At 40.5% G+C, this 17,767-nt stretch carries 11 protein-coding genes and 1 tRNA gene; 5 read left to right on the top strand and 7 right to left on the bottom strand.

The window, feature by feature from the left end:
* Position 1 precedes the first annotated feature (1 nt).
* The 7 genes from PHT93_RS09365 to PHT93_RS09335 all read right to left on the bottom strand — a co-directional run bounded on the left by PHT93_RS09365 (position 2) and on the right by PHT93_RS09335 (position 9,288).
* A tRNA-Leu gene (locus PHT93_RS09365) sits at positions 2-83 on the bottom strand.
* 78 nt (positions 84-161) lie between these two features.
* Entirely contained in the window at positions 162-2,873 is a 2,712-nt protein-coding gene (locus PHT93_RS09360) for a DNA gyrase/topoisomerase IV subunit A (protein WP_300242135.1), read from the bottom strand.
* Between the two features lie 133 nt (positions 2,874-3,006).
* Positions 3,007-3,609, bottom strand: a complete 603-nt coding sequence (locus tag PHT93_RS09355) for a nitroreductase family protein (protein ID WP_300242134.1) — start codon at positions 3,607-3,609, stop codon at positions 3,007-3,009.
* A gap of 76 nt (positions 3,610-3,685) precedes the next feature.
* Complete coding sequence (locus tag PHT93_RS09350) at positions 3,686-5,155, bottom strand: Na+/H+ antiporter NhaC family protein (protein WP_300242133.1); 1,470 nt, start codon at positions 5,153-5,155, stop codon at positions 3,686-3,688.
* Positions 5,156-5,198: 43 nt separating this feature from the next.
* Positions 5,199-5,810 carry an L-threonylcarbamoyladenylate synthase gene (locus tag PHT93_RS09345; RefSeq protein ID WP_300242132.1) on the bottom strand — a complete coding sequence of 204 codons (612 nt, stop codon included), beginning with the start codon at positions 5,808-5,810 and terminating at the stop codon, positions 5,199-5,201.
* A gap of 99 nt (positions 5,811-5,909) precedes the next feature.
* Positions 5,910-6,767, bottom strand: coding sequence for an SDR family oxidoreductase (locus tag PHT93_RS09340; RefSeq protein ID WP_300242130.1), 858 nt, complete (start codon positions 6,765-6,767; stop codon positions 5,910-5,912).
* A gap of 55 nt (positions 6,768-6,822) precedes the next feature.
* Positions 6,823-9,288 (bottom strand): bifunctional UDP-N-acetylmuramoyl-tripeptide:D-alanyl-D-alanine ligase/alanine racemase, encoded by a 2,466-nt coding sequence (locus tag PHT93_RS09335; protein WP_300242128.1) that lies wholly within the window; start codon positions 9,286-9,288, stop codon positions 6,823-6,825.
* 474 nt (positions 9,289-9,762) lie between these two features.
* Here PHT93_RS09335 and PHT93_RS09330 point away from each other — a divergent pair, with 474 nt between their 5' ends.
* From PHT93_RS09330 to PHT93_RS09310, 5 genes are all read left to right on the top strand, one after another.
* Positions 9,763-10,860, top strand: a complete 1,098-nt coding sequence (locus PHT93_RS09330; protein WP_300242126.1) for an efflux RND transporter periplasmic adaptor subunit — start codon at positions 9,763-9,765, stop codon at positions 10,858-10,860.
* Positions 10,861-10,875: 15 nt separating this feature from the next.
* Complete coding sequence (locus tag PHT93_RS09325; RefSeq protein ID WP_300242124.1) at positions 10,876-13,932, top strand: efflux RND transporter permease subunit; 3,057 nt, start codon at positions 10,876-10,878, stop codon at positions 13,930-13,932.
* Between the two features lie 6 nt (positions 13,933-13,938).
* Entirely contained in the window at positions 13,939-15,270 is a 1,332-nt protein-coding gene (locus tag PHT93_RS09320; RefSeq protein ID WP_300242122.1) for a TolC family protein, read from the top strand.
* A 73-nt stretch (positions 15,271-15,343) separates the two neighbouring features.
* Positions 15,344-15,796 carry a methylated-DNA--[protein]-cysteine S-methyltransferase gene (locus PHT93_RS09315; protein ID WP_300242120.1) on the top strand — a complete coding sequence of 151 codons (453 nt, stop codon included), beginning with the start codon at positions 15,344-15,346 and terminating at the stop codon, positions 15,794-15,796.
* A 59-nt stretch (positions 15,797-15,855) separates the two neighbouring features.
* Complete coding sequence (locus tag PHT93_RS09310) at positions 15,856-17,697, top strand: carbon starvation protein A (protein ID WP_300242118.1); 1,842 nt, start codon at positions 15,856-15,858, stop codon at positions 17,695-17,697.
* Positions 17,698-17,767 lie beyond the last annotated feature (70 nt).

Raw genomic sequence — 17,767 nt, 5'->3', positions numbered from 1 at the left:
GTGCGGCTGAAGGGACTCGAACCCCCACGCCGTGAAGCACCAGATCCTAAGTCTGGCGTGGCTACCAATTACACCACAGCCGCTGCTGATTGCGGTGCAAAGGTAGAGTTTTTTTATTCAAATGCAAATGTTTTGATGATTTTTCCGACATGAAAAATCGTCTATTCTTCTTTTGATTTGTCAAAAAGCTTCATTTGTCCTGTGATTTCGTCGAGGATGTCGCTTGCGCTTTCTTGATCTTCTTCGTTTGTTTCTTCTTCAGTTTCTGCTGGTTGTTGTGCTGGGGTTGGATAGTGCGTGGGTTCCAGCTCGTTGATTGTTGCTATGTCATACGTGGAAATCCGTTTTCCTTTGGCTTTAAATCCTTTTACGGCTATAAAGTCTTCGGCTTCAACTATAAGAGGTTCGCGGAAATCGTCGTGTCCACCGAATACAACTTCTATTCGTGGATATGCTTCATCGGTAAGTAAGAGTAACCGGCTCTCTGCATTGTCTCCTAAAAAATTCTGCTTTTTGCTTCCTGCTTCCATCTGGAAACGTTTCAGGTAAGGGTAACCTTGATCTGCGTCAAACAGCGCAGCCGTCCAGACTTTGTTTGCATCGAATTTCTCAATAATTAAGATGTTGTCTTCGTAGTGATTACTCAAGTCAAAACTTGTGGTGTAAAAATCGCCATTTTGTAATACAACAATAATTTGGTCTTCACTACGGAATTCACCTAATTCTTCGCCTCTTCCATCGTAGTTAAGACGAAGCACATCTCTGTCGAACCAAACCATTCGTCCGCCGAGCGTTGAACTTCCTTTTTGTTTCAACGTAATCTTATGTACATCCGCTTTCGTCAGTATATTTCCCATCGAACCACGTCCCTTAATTGCTATTTCACTGAAATCTTTCTCAAATAAGAGTAACTTTTGGCGTGGGCGTGGTTTAAGAATAACTTTGACTGTTTCTGCTTCTCCATTTGGGTTTGCACTGAAATAAAGCACGCGAGAACCTTCTGTTCCTTTTGTCATATCGTACTCCTTGTCGCGCGTAATACCTGTCACAGCAAAACGTTTAATATAGTTACAACCGGCTTTTCCGTCGCGATAGATCAGGTTGTAGATTGTACGGTTATCGTTACGTTTAAAGACATTGACGTATAAAATATCTTTTCCTACAAACATCTTATCGCTTACTTTAACAACTTTATACATGCCGTTGCGGTAGAAGATGATAATATCATCTATGTCGGAACAATTACAGATATATTCATCTTTTTTCAGGCTCATTCCAATGAAACCTTCGGCACGGTTGATGTATAATTTTTCGTTAGCTTCAACTACTTTTGTTGCTTCTATCGTATCGAAATTCCTTATTTCCGTCATGCGCGGATAGTTCTTTCCATACTTTTCTTTCAGCATGGAAAACCAGTCGATAGTATAATCAACAATGGTGTCCAAGTGTTTATCAATCGCTTTGATGTCTTCCTGAATCTGGGCGATAACGGCATTGCTTTTATCTGAATTAAACTTCAGGATGCGTCCCATTTTGATCTCCATTAATTTCAGAATATCATCGCGTGTTACCTCACGTATAAACTGAGGTTTGAACGGTTCTAAGCGAAGGTCAATATGAGCTATCGCTTCATCCATATCTTTAGCGTTCTCAAATTCTTTATCCTTATAGATGCGCTCCTCTATGAATATCTTTTCAAGCGAAGCAAAGAATAATGCTTCTTCCTTTTCTGCTTTTTCTATTTCGAGTTCCGTGCGGAGTAGGATCAAGGTCTGATCAGCCGAATGCTTCAGCACCTCGCTGACGGTAAGAAAATGAGGCTTGTTATCTCTTATGACACAGCAATTCGGTGAGATGCTGATTTCGCAATCAGAAAAGGCATAAAGCGCATCAATTGTTTTGTCTGAGGAAACGCCTGGAGCAAGATGGATCAGGATTTCAACATTTCGAGCGGTATTATCATCTATTTTGCGAATTTTTATCTTGCCTTTATCATTCGCTCTCAGAATCGATTCAATAACCGTAGAGGTTGTTTTTCCGTATGGGATATCGGTGATAACAAGCGTTTTATTGTCCAACTTACTGATCTTGGCACGTACTTTAACCGAACCGCCCCGTTCTCCGTCATTGTATTTAGATACATCAACATAGCCTCCCGTCTGGAAGTCGGGATAAAGAGTAAATTCTTCTCCTTTTAAATAAGCGATTGATGCATCAAGCAGTTCGTTAAAATTATGGGGAAGTATTTTCGATGAAAGACCGACTGCAATACCTTCTACTCCTTGTGCAAGTAAAAGTGGAAATTTAATAGGCAACGTGATAGGCTCTTTGTTTCGTCCGTCGTAAGAAGGTTGCCATTGGGTCGTCTTAGGGTTGAAAACTGTTTCAAGTGCAAATTTGGATAAACGTGCTTCAATGTAACGAGGAGCTGCTGCGCCATCGCCCGTTAGTATATTCCCCCAGTTTCCCTGACAATCAATCAAAAGGTCTTTTTGTCCTAATTGGACAAGCGCATCTCCGATAGAGGCATCACCATGAGGGTGAAACTGCATGGTATGACCAACGACATTGGCTACTTTATTGTATCGTCCGTCATCCAGACGCTTCATGGAGTGCAGAATACGTCGTTGGACCGGCTTTAGGCCGTCATTTATATGAGGTACAGCCCGTTCAAGAATAACATAAGACGCATAGTCAAGAAACCAATCCTGATACATTCCGGACAAATGATAAGAAGATCTCCCCCCGGCTTTTCCGGGAATTTTATAGTCCGAATGCGTGTTCTCTGACGCTTCTTTCTCGTTTTTATTAAAATCTGACTCTGGTTCGTTTAATTCCTCTTTGTTATTATCCGTACTGTTTTCGGGTTTCATCTTTACGCGGCTCTTTAAATGTACATCTCATGCAAATATAGGAATAATACCTTTAATTTGTAAATGGAGGATAAAGAAATGAGGCTACCTGAAATCAGATAGCCCCATCATACACAAAGTCTTTCCTGTTCTGTTAACGGAATGTCAGTAAACGTTTCTCCAACGGCTGGAATTCCTTTTCTCCCGGAGTTGCGGAGGGTTTACCGAAAGGCATTTCCGCCATAAGTTTCCATTTTGGACTTATGCCCCAAGTCTCAGCAACTTCTGCATCAATTAATGGATTATAATGTTGCAGAGAGGCTCCAAAGCCTATTTCTTCCAACATTGTCCAAACAGCTAACTGATGCATACCTGATGTTTGTTGCGACCAAACAGGGAAATTGTCGCTATAAGATGGAAAGGCCTTTTGTAGTCCTTCCACTACTTCTGTGTCTTCATAGAAAAGAACTGTGCCATAACCAGAAGCAAAAGCTCCGTCTATTTTAGATTCTGTTGCTCCAAAATTTTCTGCAGGTACAATCTTACGAAGAGTATCCTTGGTTATTTCCCACAGCTTTTTATGTTGATCACCTAATAATAGAACTACACGCGTAGTTTGGGAATTAAATGCAGATGGAACATGCAGTAGGGCATGCTCCAGAATTTCTTTTATTTCTTTCTCTGATACCGGAGACTCATTTGTTATTGTATAATAGGTTCTTCGGTTTTTTAAAGCGTCTTTAAATGTTAGTGCCATATGCTTTGTTTTTCTTTTATAAGATAAACAATTGATTATCACAAATAGTTTATCAATTTTGTTTATGATTCAATATCTACAGCTGTTTTTTATCTTTAGATTCAGGAGTGGTTGTTCTCACAATCTTATATCCTATTGCCGCAACGAACATACTCATTAGTGGGCTGATCAGGTTAAAGAAACAATAGGGGAGATAAGTTAACGTTGCAACGCCCAGCACGGTCGATTGCGTTAGCCCGCAGCTATTCCACGGTACCAATGGAGAAGTTACGGTTACTGCGTCTTCCGTTGTTCTACTCAGCAATCTGTTTTCATATCCTTTCTTCTGGTATGTTTCTTTATACATTTTTCCGGTAAGAATAATAGAGATATACTGGTCTGCAGTGCAAATATTAAAGAACAAACCGGAAAGCACGGTGGAAGAAACCAAACCAAACGTATTTTTCATAAAACGAAGGAAAACAGAAATTATGCTTGTTAACATCCCGCTGGCCACCATTGCACCTCCAAAACACATCGCACACAATATAAGCCATACAGTATTCATCATTCCGGCCATACCTCGGGTTGAAACAAGATCATTAATTGCTGCATTACCGGTTTCTATTTGTGTGCTACCGTATAAGGCCGTTAACGACCCGGTGAACAGACTTTTGGAGCTAACCTCTGTCACTCCGGAAATCTCACTCAGAATGTCAGGTTGGAAGATAATTGCAAAGAGCACAGCCAGGATAGACGAGGTAAATAGCGTAATAATTGCCGGAACTCTCTTCGCTATTAATATCCCGGTGATAACAGGGACAATCAGAAGCCAAAGAGAAATCGTAAAGGCATTACTTAATGTTTCTTTAAATTCGATAATATGCGTCGTGTCCATTCCTTGATGATTGAATCCTGCAATTGTAAAGATTAACAGGGCTAAACCCATAGATGGAATAGTTGTAATCATCAGATAGCGGATATGATTAAAAATCGGAACATCAGAGACAGAAGCTGCAAGAACGGTTGTGTCAGACAATGGAGAAACTTTATCTCCAAAATATGCACCCGAAATGATAGCTCCTGCAATCCAGCCTTCTTCAAAGCCTTGTACCTTTCCAATCCCGAATAGCGCGACGCCGATTGTAGCTACTGTGGTCCATGAGCTGCCGGTTACTATAGATACTAAAGCACAGATAATACAGGTAGATACAAGAAAGAAGTTGGGGTGAATTATCTGAACGCCATAATAGATTAATGTAGGAACAACTCCGCTGATCATCCAGGAGGAAGATAAGGCTCCGATTATAAGTAAAATAATTAAAGCGATACTTATGCCGGTGATGTTGTTGACTATCGATGCTTCAATAGTCTTCCATCGTACATCAAAGAAAAGCATGGCTATCAGACAGCAAACAGCGGTTGAAATAAGCAGAACAACCTGACTGGCTCCTTCCAGAGCATTCGCACCCCATATGGAAATTGTAACAAAGAGAAGACCGACCAATACGGCAAGAGGAAGTAGAGACAGGAGTGGGGAAGGTACTTTAGACGGAGTGTTCTCCATATGTCGTTTGTATTATACGTTTATGGGAACAAAGATAAAAAAATCACAATAAGAGTTCGCCTTTTCCTTGTCTTACTATTTCAAAATCATCGGTAGTACAGTCAACTATCGTTGAAGGTATCAGGTTCCCGTAACCTCCGTCAATAACAACATCGACTGAATGTTCATATTTTTCGAAAATTAACTCCGGATCCGTTGTGTATTCAAGTATTTCGTCGTCATCGTCATGGATAGACGTAGTTAGAATCGGATTTCCCAATTCCTTAACAAGAAGACGAATAATATTATTGTCAGGAACACGAATTCCGACCTCTTTTCTATTCTTGTATATCTTAGGTAATTCGCTGCTGGTTGGTAGAATAAACGTAAATGCTCCGGGCAGGTTTTTTCGCATTAGTTTAAACGCCGAATTACTTACTTTGGCATACTCGCTGAGGTTTGATAGATCATAACAAATAATAGAAAGATTACTTTTTTGCGGGTTAATATTTTTCATCTTGCAGATTTTCTCCACAGCACGTACGTTCAGTGCATCACATCCTATGGCATAAACCGTGTCTGTCGGATATACCACAAGTCCGCCGTCACGTAATACGCTGACGACTTTATCTATTTCTTTGGGATTAGGATTTTCCGGATAAATCTTGATGAACATAAAACAAAAGTATTAGAATTTAATTAGTAAACCGGAATGAGGGTGTGCAAAAAAAGTATTGATCAGTTTTTTAACACACTCTCGTTCTACCTATATAGCTTAACCGTAAATCGGTTTTCCTGCATCATCAGAATAGTCTTCAATACTTTTACTGTATTGCGTCATAGCACGCAGACTCATACCCATGCTGGAGAAACCTCCGTCGTGGAATAGGTTCTGCATCGTTACTTTCTTTGTCAGGTCGGAGAACATGACAATGCAATAGTCTGCACATTCATCTGCCGAAGCATTACCCAACGGACACATACGTTCCGAGAAATCCATCAAATGTTCCATCCCCTTCACACCGCTTCCAGCTGTAGTCATCGTAGGAGATTGTGAAATCGTATTTACACGTACATTCTTTTCACGTCCGTAGATGTAGCCAAAGCTGCGCGCAATAGACTCTAAAAGGCTTTTTGCGTCTGCCATGTCATTGTATCCGAAGAACGTGCGCTGAGCAGCAACATAACTAAGCGCTACGACAGAACCATATTCAGCGATTGCATCTTGTTTTTTTGCCACCTGAAGCATTTTATGGAAAGAAATAGCTGATATATCCAGCGTTTTCTCTAACAGGTCATAATCCAAATCATCGTATGTACGCTTTTTACGTACATTCGGACTCATTCCGATAGAGTGAAGAACAAAATCTATTTTACCTCCAAGTATCTTTACGGATTCAGAGAAGACCATATTCAAGTCATCTACATTTGTCGCGTCTGCAGGCAGAACCGTAGCATTCAGTTTTTCGCCTAATTCTTCTACTTGTCCCATGCGGACAGCGATCGGGGTATTACTAAGTGTTATCATAGCGCCTTCTTCTACTGCTCTTTCTGCCACTTTCCAAGCAATTGACATGTCATTCAACGCACCGAAGATAATACCACGTTTGCCTTTTAATAAATTATGACTCATACCTTATTGTTTAATTAATATCGCACAAAAATACGAAAAATGCGCAATATGGCAATCATTCCCTGTAATATACTCTTTTTACTCGTGGCGATACAGAGGTGAGAATCTCATAAGATATTGTTTTTAGTTTTCCCGAAAGCTCGCTGACCGGCAGCTCTTCTCCAAATATAATCACACTGTCTCCTTCCTTTGCTTTTATATCCGTTATGTCTATCATACAAGCGTCCATACATATATTGCCAATGATAGGGCAGCGCTTTCCGTTAATAACTACTTCACCTCCTCCATTACTGAAATGTCGGTTCAGTCCGTCAGCATATCCGATGGGGATAATTGCAATCATGGAATCTCTCTTTACATAACTCATGCGCCCATATCCGATGGATTCTCCTGCCGGTACTTGTTGGATTTGCAGAATAGTTGTACGAAGTGTGCTTACATTCCGTAATCCCTTTTGTCCGGATGCGCTCACTCCATACAAACCAATTCCAAGTCGTACCATATCCATTTGATGTTCAGGAAATCGTTCTATTCCGGCAGAATTAAGAATATGCTTGGTCACTTTTTGTTGCAACCCTTCTTCTAATGTTTTTGCAGCCTCTTCAAACCGGGCAAATTGTTGACGAGTAAAAGCATCATGTTCCGATGAATCACTTCCGGCTAAATGAGAAAAGACCGAACGAACAACAACGCCGGATTGCTCTTTGAGATGGTTGCAGATCTCCGGAACATCGTCTGGCTGAAATCCCAACCTATGCATACCTGTATCTATCTTTATATGTATAGGATAAGAGGTAATCCCTCGTCGTTCGGTTTCTTTAATCAGGGCATCGAGCAGACGGAAACTATATATTTCCGGTTCCAATAGATTGTCGAACAGAACATTGAAACTGCTGAACTCCGGATTCATGACAATGATTGGGATAGAAATACCTTCCTTGCGAAGATCTGCTCCCTCGTCTGCAACGGCAACGGCCAGATAATCGCAGCGGTACTCCTGTAAAGTCTTTGCCACTTCATATGAACCTGCGCCGTATCCAAAGGCTTTCACCATACAAACAATCTTTGTCTCCGGTTTTAATTGAGAACGATAATGATTAAAATTATGCACGATTGCATCCAGATTTACTTCCAGAATCGTCTCGTGTACTTTCTTTTCAAGTAATTCGGTGATACGTTCAAAATGAAAACGACGAGAACCTTTTATCAGTATCAGTTCGTCTTTGAATGACTTAAATGAAGGCGATTTGATGAATTCATCCGTTGTCAGATAAAATTCCTTTTGGATGTCAAATGACGCTTCATATTCTTTTATATCACGTCCAATGCCGATGATACGGTCTGTTTTCTTACGCCTGACCATATCGGCAACTTTTTTATACAGGGATTTAGGTAATGTTCCTGACTGAAGTATGTCGGAAAGAATCAGTGTGCTCTTCAGTTTCTTATTTACCTTGCGGCTGGCCTGAAAATCCAGCGCAATATCTAACGAATTAATATCTGAATTATAAGTGTCGTTAATCAATAAACAATTGTTTATCCCTTGCTTAACGTCCAAACGCATATCTACCGGTTCTAAAGACGACGTTCTTGATTCATCTGTTACACTGGTCGGTTTCAGATACAAGATTAGCGCTAAACAATGTATAACATTCTCTATAGATGCATCATCGGTAAAAGGGATTACAAAACGTCTATGTAGTCCCAGCATAGTACAATGAATTTCTGTTTCAGCCTCTTTCTTTTTGATTAATTCGATAAACAGAGGCGCTTCTGAATCCGTACGGCTCCACCCAATAGCCTTATGAGATAGTAAAGCCGCTTCTATACTGTTGGCAATGAACGCATCATCTCCATCATAAATAATCGCTTCAGAATCAGAAAACAAGGCTAATTTTTCCATACATTTCTGCGTCATGGAAAAAAAGTTTTCCTGGTGCGCCTCCCCGATATTCGTAAATATGCCGATAGTGGGAGCAATGATAGGCTGCAAACATTCCATTTCGTCAGGTTGTGATATGCCCGCTTCAAAAATGCCTAAGGTGTGCTTCTCATTCATCTGCCAGACCGAAAGAGGAACACCGATCTGTGAGTTGTAGCTTCTCGGGGAACGTACAATATTAAACTCTTTGTGTAATAATTGGTAAAGAAATTCTTTAACGATTGTTTTTCCGTTACTTCCTGTAATGCCGATCACAGGAATAGAAAAGCGTTTACGATGATATGCCGCTAATTTTTGAAGCGCTTTAAGCGTATCCTTAACGACAAGGAAGTTAGCCTCCTTCATGGAGTCAAACTCCGGGAGTCTTTCAGACACCACAAAATTGCGGACTTTCAAACGATAGAGTTCCCCTATGTATTTATGTCCATCGTTCGTTTTTGTTTTAAGAGCAAAAAAAAGACTCTGCTCCGGCAACGTTAATCTCCGGCTATCTGTCAGTAATATGCTAATGGAGGCCTCAGTCAATTTCTCAACTTTCGCGTTAACAATATGAGAAACCTCCTTAATCGAATATTCCATTTTCTCCTTGTTTATAAAATCCTTGATAAAACATAAAAGTAATACGAAGTTATTTATTTTTATCGAAAACAGGCATGTAATTCGTATAGTTCTTATCGTTCTGTCTTAGAAAATAAACCTTGGAGTAAAGTCCTTAATTTCTTTTACGGGAAATTTACTTCCCTTCGACAAAACCTGAGAAATAAACCGATTACAATCTTCTTCCGTAAGGATATTTGAACTGTAAGCTTGCCACAGAAAGTCCATTGTGTCTTGTACTGAAAAAAGTTTATAGTTTAAAAAGTAAATTATTATGAGACAAAGCAAAGGTCTTGACGATATGTCTTTTCAAAAAAAAATAAAGGCGCCTGGTAATGAATGTTGAGGCTCTTTGAATTTTTCACAGAAAGGTCTTAAACCTTTTTTCCTTTTTCCGGTCTAAGCAATTGGATAGATATGTAGACTTTTTAATTAAGAGAAAGAATTTAAGGCCTTATGACAAAAAAAGCAAAATGGGGCGTTACGGCCGTAATTGTGCTCCTGATAGCGGGGATGATTGCTTTCCCAAGGGTTAAACAGTTGTTGATTTCAAAGAAAGGAGGTTTTGAGGCTCCTGTACCTCAGGGAACATCTTTACGCAACAGAGTTTTGAATATTAATGCTGAAGTATTAAAATATCAATCATTATCAGATAAGGTTATTACTGCAGGAACAGTAATTCCCGATGAGGAAGTGGACTTGTCTTTTGAATCTTCGGGTAAAGTTGTGGCTATTTATTTTACGGAAGGTAGTCATGTTAGTAAAGGGGATTTGCTCGCAAAGATTAATGACAATCCTTTACAAGCACAGTTAAAGAAATTAGAAGCGCAAATACCTCTTGCGCAAGACCGGGTGTACAGGCAACGTGCCCTTCTGGCAAAAGATGCAGTCAGCCAAGAAGCTTTTGAGCAGGTACAGACGGAGTTGGATAAATTAAAAGCAGATATTGATTTAGTCAAGGCCAATATCGCTCAGACAGAACTTAGAGCACCTTTCGATGGTGTTATCGGATTGAGAAACGTCAGTGAAGGAGCTTATACTTCTCCCTCAACAATAATCGCCAAATTAACTAAAATATCACCTCTAAAAATTGACTTTTCTATACCTGAACGCTATTCCGGGGAGGTCCGTCCCGGAACGCGTATTTCTTTTAGCATGGAACGGAATGATGGTACTGTAGATAAGTTATACGCGTCCGTGTATGCCGTAGAGAGCAAGATTGATTTAGACACGCGTACGTTGAATGTACGTGCAACTTATCCGAATATAAAAGAAGATATTTTGCCCGGCAGGTTGACTTCTGTTGAGATTACGAAACAGGAGATAAAAGATGCTCTGACTGTGCCAAGTGAGGCTGTGATTCCCGAAATGGGAAAGAACATCGTGTATAAATACACAAACGCCTCAGCTCATCCCGTAGAAATAGAAACGGGAATCCGTACGGAAAGTCGCGTACAAGTTATCGACGGCTTAAATCTGGGAGACACAGTAATCATCTCGGGAGTAATGCAGTTACGCATGGGGATGAAGGTTTCAATCGATAATTTGTATTAAAACCTTTATTGAGTTATGAGTAATCTTTCTGAAATAAGCATAAACAGACCGGTTCTTTCCACAGTGATGACTCTTGTCCTCCTGTTATTTGGTATTATTGGATACAAATTCCTTGGTGTACGTGAGTTTCCAAGTGTGGACCAGCCAATTATTTCTGTAAATGTATCTTATCCGGGTGCGAATGCAGATGTAGTTATGAATCAGATCACCGAACCTTTAGAGCAGAACATAAATGGGATTCCGGGTATTCGTTCGCTGAGCAGTGTTAGTAGTCAGGGCAGTTCCCGTATTACGGTAGAGTTTGAACTTTCGGTAGATATGGAAACGGCTGCCAACGATGTGCGTGATAAGGTATCCCGCGCTCAACGATATTTGCCGCGAGATTGTGACCCTCCAACTGTATCGAAGGCTGATGCCGATGCTTCTCCGATTATGCAGATCGGCATACAAAGCAGGAAACGTTCACTTATGGAGTTGAGTGAAATAGCGGAACTAACCGTGAAGGAGCGTTTACAAACAATTCCAAACGTAAGTGCCGTAAATATCTGGGGAGAAAAGCGTTATTCCATGCGCCTTTGGTTAGATCCCGCTAAAATGGCGGGTTATGGGGTTACTCCGATTGATATAAAGAACGCGGTAGATCGCGAAAATGTAGAATTACCTTCGGGGAGTATTGAAGGAAATACGATTGATCTTTCGATACGTACTCTTGGATTGATGCATACCGCGAAGGAATTCAATGATCTTATTATTAAAGAAAGCAACAATAATATTGTTCGTTTTCGTGACATCGGATACGCTGAACTTGCGCCGGAAGATATGAGGAGCATTCTGAAAAAGAACGGAGAACCAATGGTTATTGATGTTATCATACCTCAACCCGGAGCGAATCATATAGAGATTGCAGATGAAGCATACAACCGCATCGAACAACTAAAGAAAGATTTGCCGGATGATGTTACCATTGAAATGATTTATGACAACACTCGTTTTATCCGTGCTTCTATTGCGGAAGTACAAGAAACGATCTACATAGCATTCATAATTGTAGCGTTAGTTATTTTCTTTTTTCTGCGCGATTGGCGCGTAACGATGATACCAGTTGTTGTTATCCCCGTATCACTCATTGCAACATTTTTCGTGATGTATCTGGCAGGATTTTCCATCAATGTACTTACTATGCTGGCTATCGTGTTGGCAGTGGGCTTGGTTGTTGATGATGCAATCGTTGTTACGGAGAATATTTACGTTCGTATTGAACAGGGGATCACCCCAAAGGAAGCAGGAATAGAAGGTTGTAAAGAGATCTTTTTTGCGATTATATCTACCACAGTAACATTAGTTGCAGTATTCCTTCCAATTGTATTTATGGATGGAATGACAGGGCGTCTTTTTAAGGAGTTTAGTATTGTTATTGCGGGTTCAGTTGTGATATCATCATTTGTTGCGTTAACTTTTACTCCTATGCTTGCCACTAAAATCCTGAAAAAGCAGCAAAAACAAAACTGGCTGTATGAGAAAACAGAACCCTTCTTTAGCGGTATTAATAGTATCTATGAAAAAAGTCTGGATTATTTTCTGAGGCATAAGAAATGGTCTTTCCCTATAATTATTCTCCTCTTAGTTGCTATCGGATATTATTGGAATAAAATACCGGCAGAACTTTCACCCTTAGAAGATCGTTCTACGATCACAGTAAATATAAGAGGTCCTGAAGGAGCGACATTTGAATTTCTGAGGGATTATGGCGAAGGCATAGAGACGCTTGTGGACTCTGTTGTTCCGGAACGGGAGGCTGTTATTGCCAGAGCGTGGAGTTCGGGAGGATTTGTCAACATCATCCTTCCGGATATTAAAGAGCGTGAGTGGACGCAGATGAGTGTTGCGGAAAGTCTTTCAAAGGGTGTCCAGAAAGAAACAAAAGCCCGCGCTTTTGTGCAACAACAGTCTACTTTCGGCGGACGTAGAGCAGGAATGCCTATACAGTATGTTCTGCAATCTACTTCTCTTGAAAAGTTGCAGGAAACCCTACCTCATTTTATGCAGAAAGTAAATGAAAGTCCTGTTTTCCAGATGGCAGATGTCAATCTCAAGTTTACAAAACCGGAAACGCGTATTGTAATCAATCGGGATAAAGCCTCTCTACTTGGTGTAAGTACGAGAAACATAGCGCAAACACTGCAATATGCTTTGAGTGGCCAACGAATGGGCTATTTCTATATGAACGGTAAGCAATATCAGATATTAGGAGAAATTAATCGTCAACAACGAAATACGCCGGTCGATCTGAAATCCATTTACGTACGCAGTGACAATGGTGCCATGATACAATTGGACAACTTGGTTACTTTGGAAGAGAATGTAGCTCCTCCTCAACTATACCGATACAACCGGTTTGTGTCGGCAACTGTATCGAGCGGTTTAGCCAAAGGATACACGATTGGTGACGGATTGGAAGAAATGGATCGCATAGCCTCGGAAACATTAGATGAGTCATTCCGTACTGCGTTATCGGGAGAATCGAAAGAATTCCGGGAAAGTTCAGACAGCCTTATGTTTGCTTTGATACTTGCTTTGATTATGGTTTATCTTGTTTTAGCCGCTCAGTTTGAAAGCTTCAAGGATCCATTGGTTGTAATGGTGACCGTTCCGCTTGCGATTGCAGGAGCTGTGTTCTTTATGAATTTAGGAGGTATAACCATGAATATCTTCAGTCAGATAGGTATTATCATGTTGATCGGATTAGTGACAAAAAATGGAATTCTGATTGTGGAATTTGCCAATCAACGCCAAATTGCAGGGTATAATTTCCAGGAGGCTATTCGTTCCGCATCTATTCAGCGCCTTCGTCCTATTCTGATGACCAGTGCTTCTACGATTTTAGGACTTATTCCGTTAGTTTTTGCATCAGGAGAAGGAGCACAAGGGCGTATTGCCATGGGAGTTGCCGTAGTGGGAGGTATGTTAGTCTCCACGTTTCTGACTTTATTCATTATTCCGGCTATGTACACCTATATATCTACGGATCGCCAGAGAGTACGGATTGCAAAAACTGATTCTCAAACAAATTAATAAGCTATGAAACAAATTTTATATTTATTTTTTCTGACTATTACATTTGTTTCTCTTCCTGTATTTTCTCAGGAAAAGGAGTTTGATCTTCATAAATGTCTTGAGATTGGATTAGAGAAAAACTATTCTATCCGTATTATCCGCAACGAGCAAGCGATCAGCGAGAACAATGCAACACCGGGTAATGCGGGCTATCTGCCGACTGTGGATATGAACGGAGGATTTAGCGGAACGGTTTACGATACGCGAAATAAGTTGACCGACGGTACAACCGAAAAAACGACGGGGGTAAACAGTGAGACGGCAAATGTAGGCCTGAATGTAAACTGGACAATATTCGACGGGTTCGGCATACAGGCTACATATGAAACACTGAAGGAACTGAAACAACTCGGAGAACTGAATACCCGCATGGCAATAGAGGATTTTATAGCTTCTTTATCTGCTGAGTATTACAACCTGATCCGTCAAAAAATCCGCCTACGTAACTTAAAAGCAACATTAGCATTATCCAAAGAACGACTTCGTATTGTAGAAGAGCGATACTTTATCGGCTCCATGTCGCGGTTGGATTTACAGCAGGCACAAGTGGACTTTAATTCCGACAGTTCGAATGTTCTGAATCAATTGGAAACTTTACACCGGGCGTCAGTACAACTCAACACACTGATGGCTCTGGAAAATGTAGAAGAGCGTATCCAGCTAAAAGACTCGTTGATTATTCCGAATGAATTTCTGGATGAAGCAGAACTATGGCACAACACACAAACATCTAATGTTCCCTTGCAAATTGCCCAGAAAAACGTTCTTCTTTCGGAATTGGATTATAGAAAAGCACGTAGCCGTAATTACCCGTATGTAAAACTTAATGCAGGTTATGGTTATACGGCCAATTGGTATGAGGTAGGCACTACCGATCTACAACAAAGGTTGGGATTGAACTATGGAGTGACAATTGGTTTTAATTTATTTGATGGTTTTAATCGTCGCCGTGAACAACGCAATGTGCGTCTTCAGATCGAAAACAAGAACCTGCGTTTACAAGAATTGGATTTATCATTGCGTGCGGATATGAGTAATCTCTGGATGGCTTATAAGAACAATCTTGAATTGTGGACTTTAGAAAAAGAAAATCTGGTTGCTGCGCAGGAAAATTATGATATTGCAATTGAACGTTATAAGTTAGGAGATCTGTCGGGAATCGAACTACGTGAAGCCCAGAACAGTTTATTGAATGCAGAAGAACGTCGTTCTATTGCAGAATATTCTACCAAAATATGCGAAATATCTCTTTTACAACTCAGTGGACAGTTAGTGGAATATTTTCTCCCAGAATAGCAATAATTCACGAGAAATATTAACTTTACGATTTGGATATAGATCGTATTAATTTAATTGTGACTACTTTACCATGAAAAACTACTATTCTTACCAGACAAGCATATGCCAGATTTGGATATGTGAAGAAGATAACCAGATAACGAGAGTATCGTTTAAAAAACCGGAAAATGACTATGAAGAAAAGGAAACAAAACTTATCCGGGAAGCTGCCCGCCAAATAGATGAATATTTAGATGGACAAAGAATGTCTTTCAATCTCCCACTGAATCCGAAAGGAACTGCTTTTCAAAAAGCTGTATGGGAAGCACTTACGCGTGTTCATTACGGAGAAACACGCACATATAAACAGATAGCAGAAGATATTGGGAATCCCAAATCATGCCGAGCCGTTGGATTAGCAAACAATAGAAATCCGATAGCAATTATTATTCCTTGTCATCGAATTATCGGTTCTAACGGAAAACTGGTAGGCTATGCCGGAGGCATGGATATAAAAGAAAAATTACTTGCATTAGAGCATTAAGAAAGAATCTTTGTTGAGACCTTAAAATCATATTTAGAAAAACAATAAACTAAAATCCCGTGGAAGCATTAGATGGAATGAATGCACTGACGTTAGTGTTTGCTGCTGTATGTATTTTTGCCATAGGCTATCGTATCTATGGCGTTTTTTTAGCCAATAAAGTATTGAGATTAGATGAAAAACGTATTACCCCTGCTGTAAGGTTTGCAGACGGACAGGATTACGTAGTCACTGATAAAAACGTATTATTCGGACATCATTTTGCAGCGATCGCTGCTGCAGGTCCGCTTGTAGGTCCTGTTCTCGCAGCACAATTTGGTTTTTTCCCGGGAGCACTTTGGATACTTGTGGGGTGTGTGCTTGGAGGAGGAGTGCATGATTTGGTGGTTCTTTTTGCATCAATGCGCCATAAAGGACAAAGTCTGGCGTCTATTGCATCCAAAGAAATCGGTCCTATGACGGGAACCGTAGCCGGTTTTGCCATTCTCTTTATTCTGATCCTCACGTTGGCGGGACTATCGCTTGCTTGTGTAAGTGCTATGCATGATGCACCCTGGTCATTATTTACTGTAATCATTACCATTCCTATTGCGATTTTAATGGGGCTAATTATGCGGTATCGGAAGAATAGTGTATGGCTTGCCAGTATTTTAGGCGTTGCATTATTGGTGATCGGTATTATTTCGGGTCATAACCTGATGCAGTCCAGCATACTTAGTAGCATGTTCGACTGGAGCAAGGAAACAATCTCGATAGCCGTTCCTATCTATGGTTTTTTTGCATCGGTTCTTCCTGTATGGTTCCTGCTCGTACCCCGTGATTATTTATCCACCTATCTGAAAATTGGTACAATCCTTATGTTGGCCGTAGGTATAATTTTCGTACATCCTGTCTTACAAATGCCGGCTGTCACTTCATTTATTCACGGAGGAGGTCCGGTAATAAGTGGTCCTGTCCTACCCTTTATCTTTATTACAATAGCCTGCGGGGCTATTTCCGGATTCCACGCAATAATTGCGACAGGTACAACCCCTAAAATGATCGGGAATGAAAAGGAAATGCTCTTTGTCGGTTATGGCGCAATGCTTACGGAAGGATTTGTTGCCCTGATGGCGTTGATTGCTGCTTGTACATTAATGCCCGGAGATTATTTCGCGATCAATACAGCAACAGATGCGTATCCTGCTTTCTTAGCAGCCAATCCGGGAATGGAAGCAGTTGATCTGCAGCATTTCATCGATAAGATTGGAGTTGACCTGCATGGTCGTACCGGTGGAGCTGTGTCCTTAGCTGTAGGTATGGCACATATTTTTAACAATATCCCGTTTATGGATCAGCTGATGGCGTATTGGTATAATTTCGCGATTATGTTTGAGGCTGTCTTTATCCTCACTGCTATAGATGCGGGGACAAGAGTAGGACGATTCTTCCTGCAAGAAATGCTTGGCCGCGTAGTTCCTAAATTTAATGACAAGAACTGGTTGCCCGGTGTTATTATTACCAGTGTTGCTTTCACCGCCACCTGGGGGTATCTGGTTTATACCGGGAACATCAATAGTATATGGCCACTGTTCGGTATGAGTAATCAATTACTCGCTGCTTGTGCATTGATCGTTTCAACCACCATGTTACTACGAATGAATAGAGGATTGTATAGTCTCTGCACAGCAATTCCCGGCGTTTTTATGGCCATAATTACTTTTTGGGCTGGTTATATTCAAGTAACATCCGCCTATATTCCGAATGAACAATACCTGTTGGCAACATTAGCTATTATTGCAATGGTTCTGATGTTGATTGTTTTTGTAGGAGCTTTTAGAAAATGGATCGTTCTGATTCGGATAAAAGGAACTGTCAAAGATGCCTATGGTGAAGATGTAAAAGAATTGGTATCAGAATAACAACAACTGTTTTTATAAAGAATGGAATAATAGGTTAATCTTCTCTATGTTCTGTTATTTTGTGGGCGCG

This window comes from Massilibacteroides sp., from assembly GCF_028705895.1.
In the GTDB taxonomy this organism is placed as follows: Bacteria; Bacteroidota; Bacteroidia; order Bacteroidales; family Tannerellaceae; genus Massilibacteroides.
This window is presented reverse-complemented; position numbering and strand designations above follow the sequence as displayed.

Excerpts from the sequence above, each read along its gene's own strand:
- PHT93_RS09330 (WP_300242126.1), top strand. The coding sequence starts at position 9,763 with ATGACAAAAAAAGCAAAATGGGGCGTTACGGCCGTAATTGTGCTCCTG.
- PHT93_RS09350 (WP_300242133.1), bottom strand. The coding sequence starts at position 5,155 with ATGGAGAACACTCCGTCTAAAGTACCTTCCCCACTCCTGTCTCTACTT.
- PHT93_RS09355 (WP_300242134.1), bottom strand. The coding sequence starts at position 3,609 with ATGGCACTAACATTTAAAGACGCTTTAAAAAACCGAAGAACCTATTAT.
- PHT93_RS09315 (WP_300242120.1), top strand. The coding sequence starts at position 15,344 with ATGAAAAACTACTATTCTTACCAGACAAGCATATGCCAGATTTGGATA.
- PHT93_RS09335 (WP_300242128.1), bottom strand. The coding sequence starts at position 9,288 with ATGGAATATTCGATTAAGGAGGTTTCTCATATTGTTAACGCGAAAGTT.
- PHT93_RS09325 (WP_300242124.1), top strand. The coding sequence starts at position 10,876 with ATGAGTAATCTTTCTGAAATAAGCATAAACAGACCGGTTCTTTCCACA.
- PHT93_RS09360 (WP_300242135.1), bottom strand. The coding sequence starts at position 2,873 with ATGAAACCCGAAAACAGTACGGATAATAACAAAGAGGAATTAAACGAA.
- PHT93_RS09345 (WP_300242132.1), bottom strand. The coding sequence starts at position 5,810 with ATGTTCATCAAGATTTATCCGGAAAATCCTAATCCCAAAGAAATAGAT.
- PHT93_RS09320 (WP_300242122.1), top strand. The coding sequence starts at position 13,939 with ATGAAACAAATTTTATATTTATTTTTTCTGACTATTACATTTGTTTCT.
- PHT93_RS09340 (WP_300242130.1), bottom strand. The coding sequence starts at position 6,767 with ATGAGTCATAATTTATTAAAAGGCAAACGTGGTATTATCTTCGGTGCG.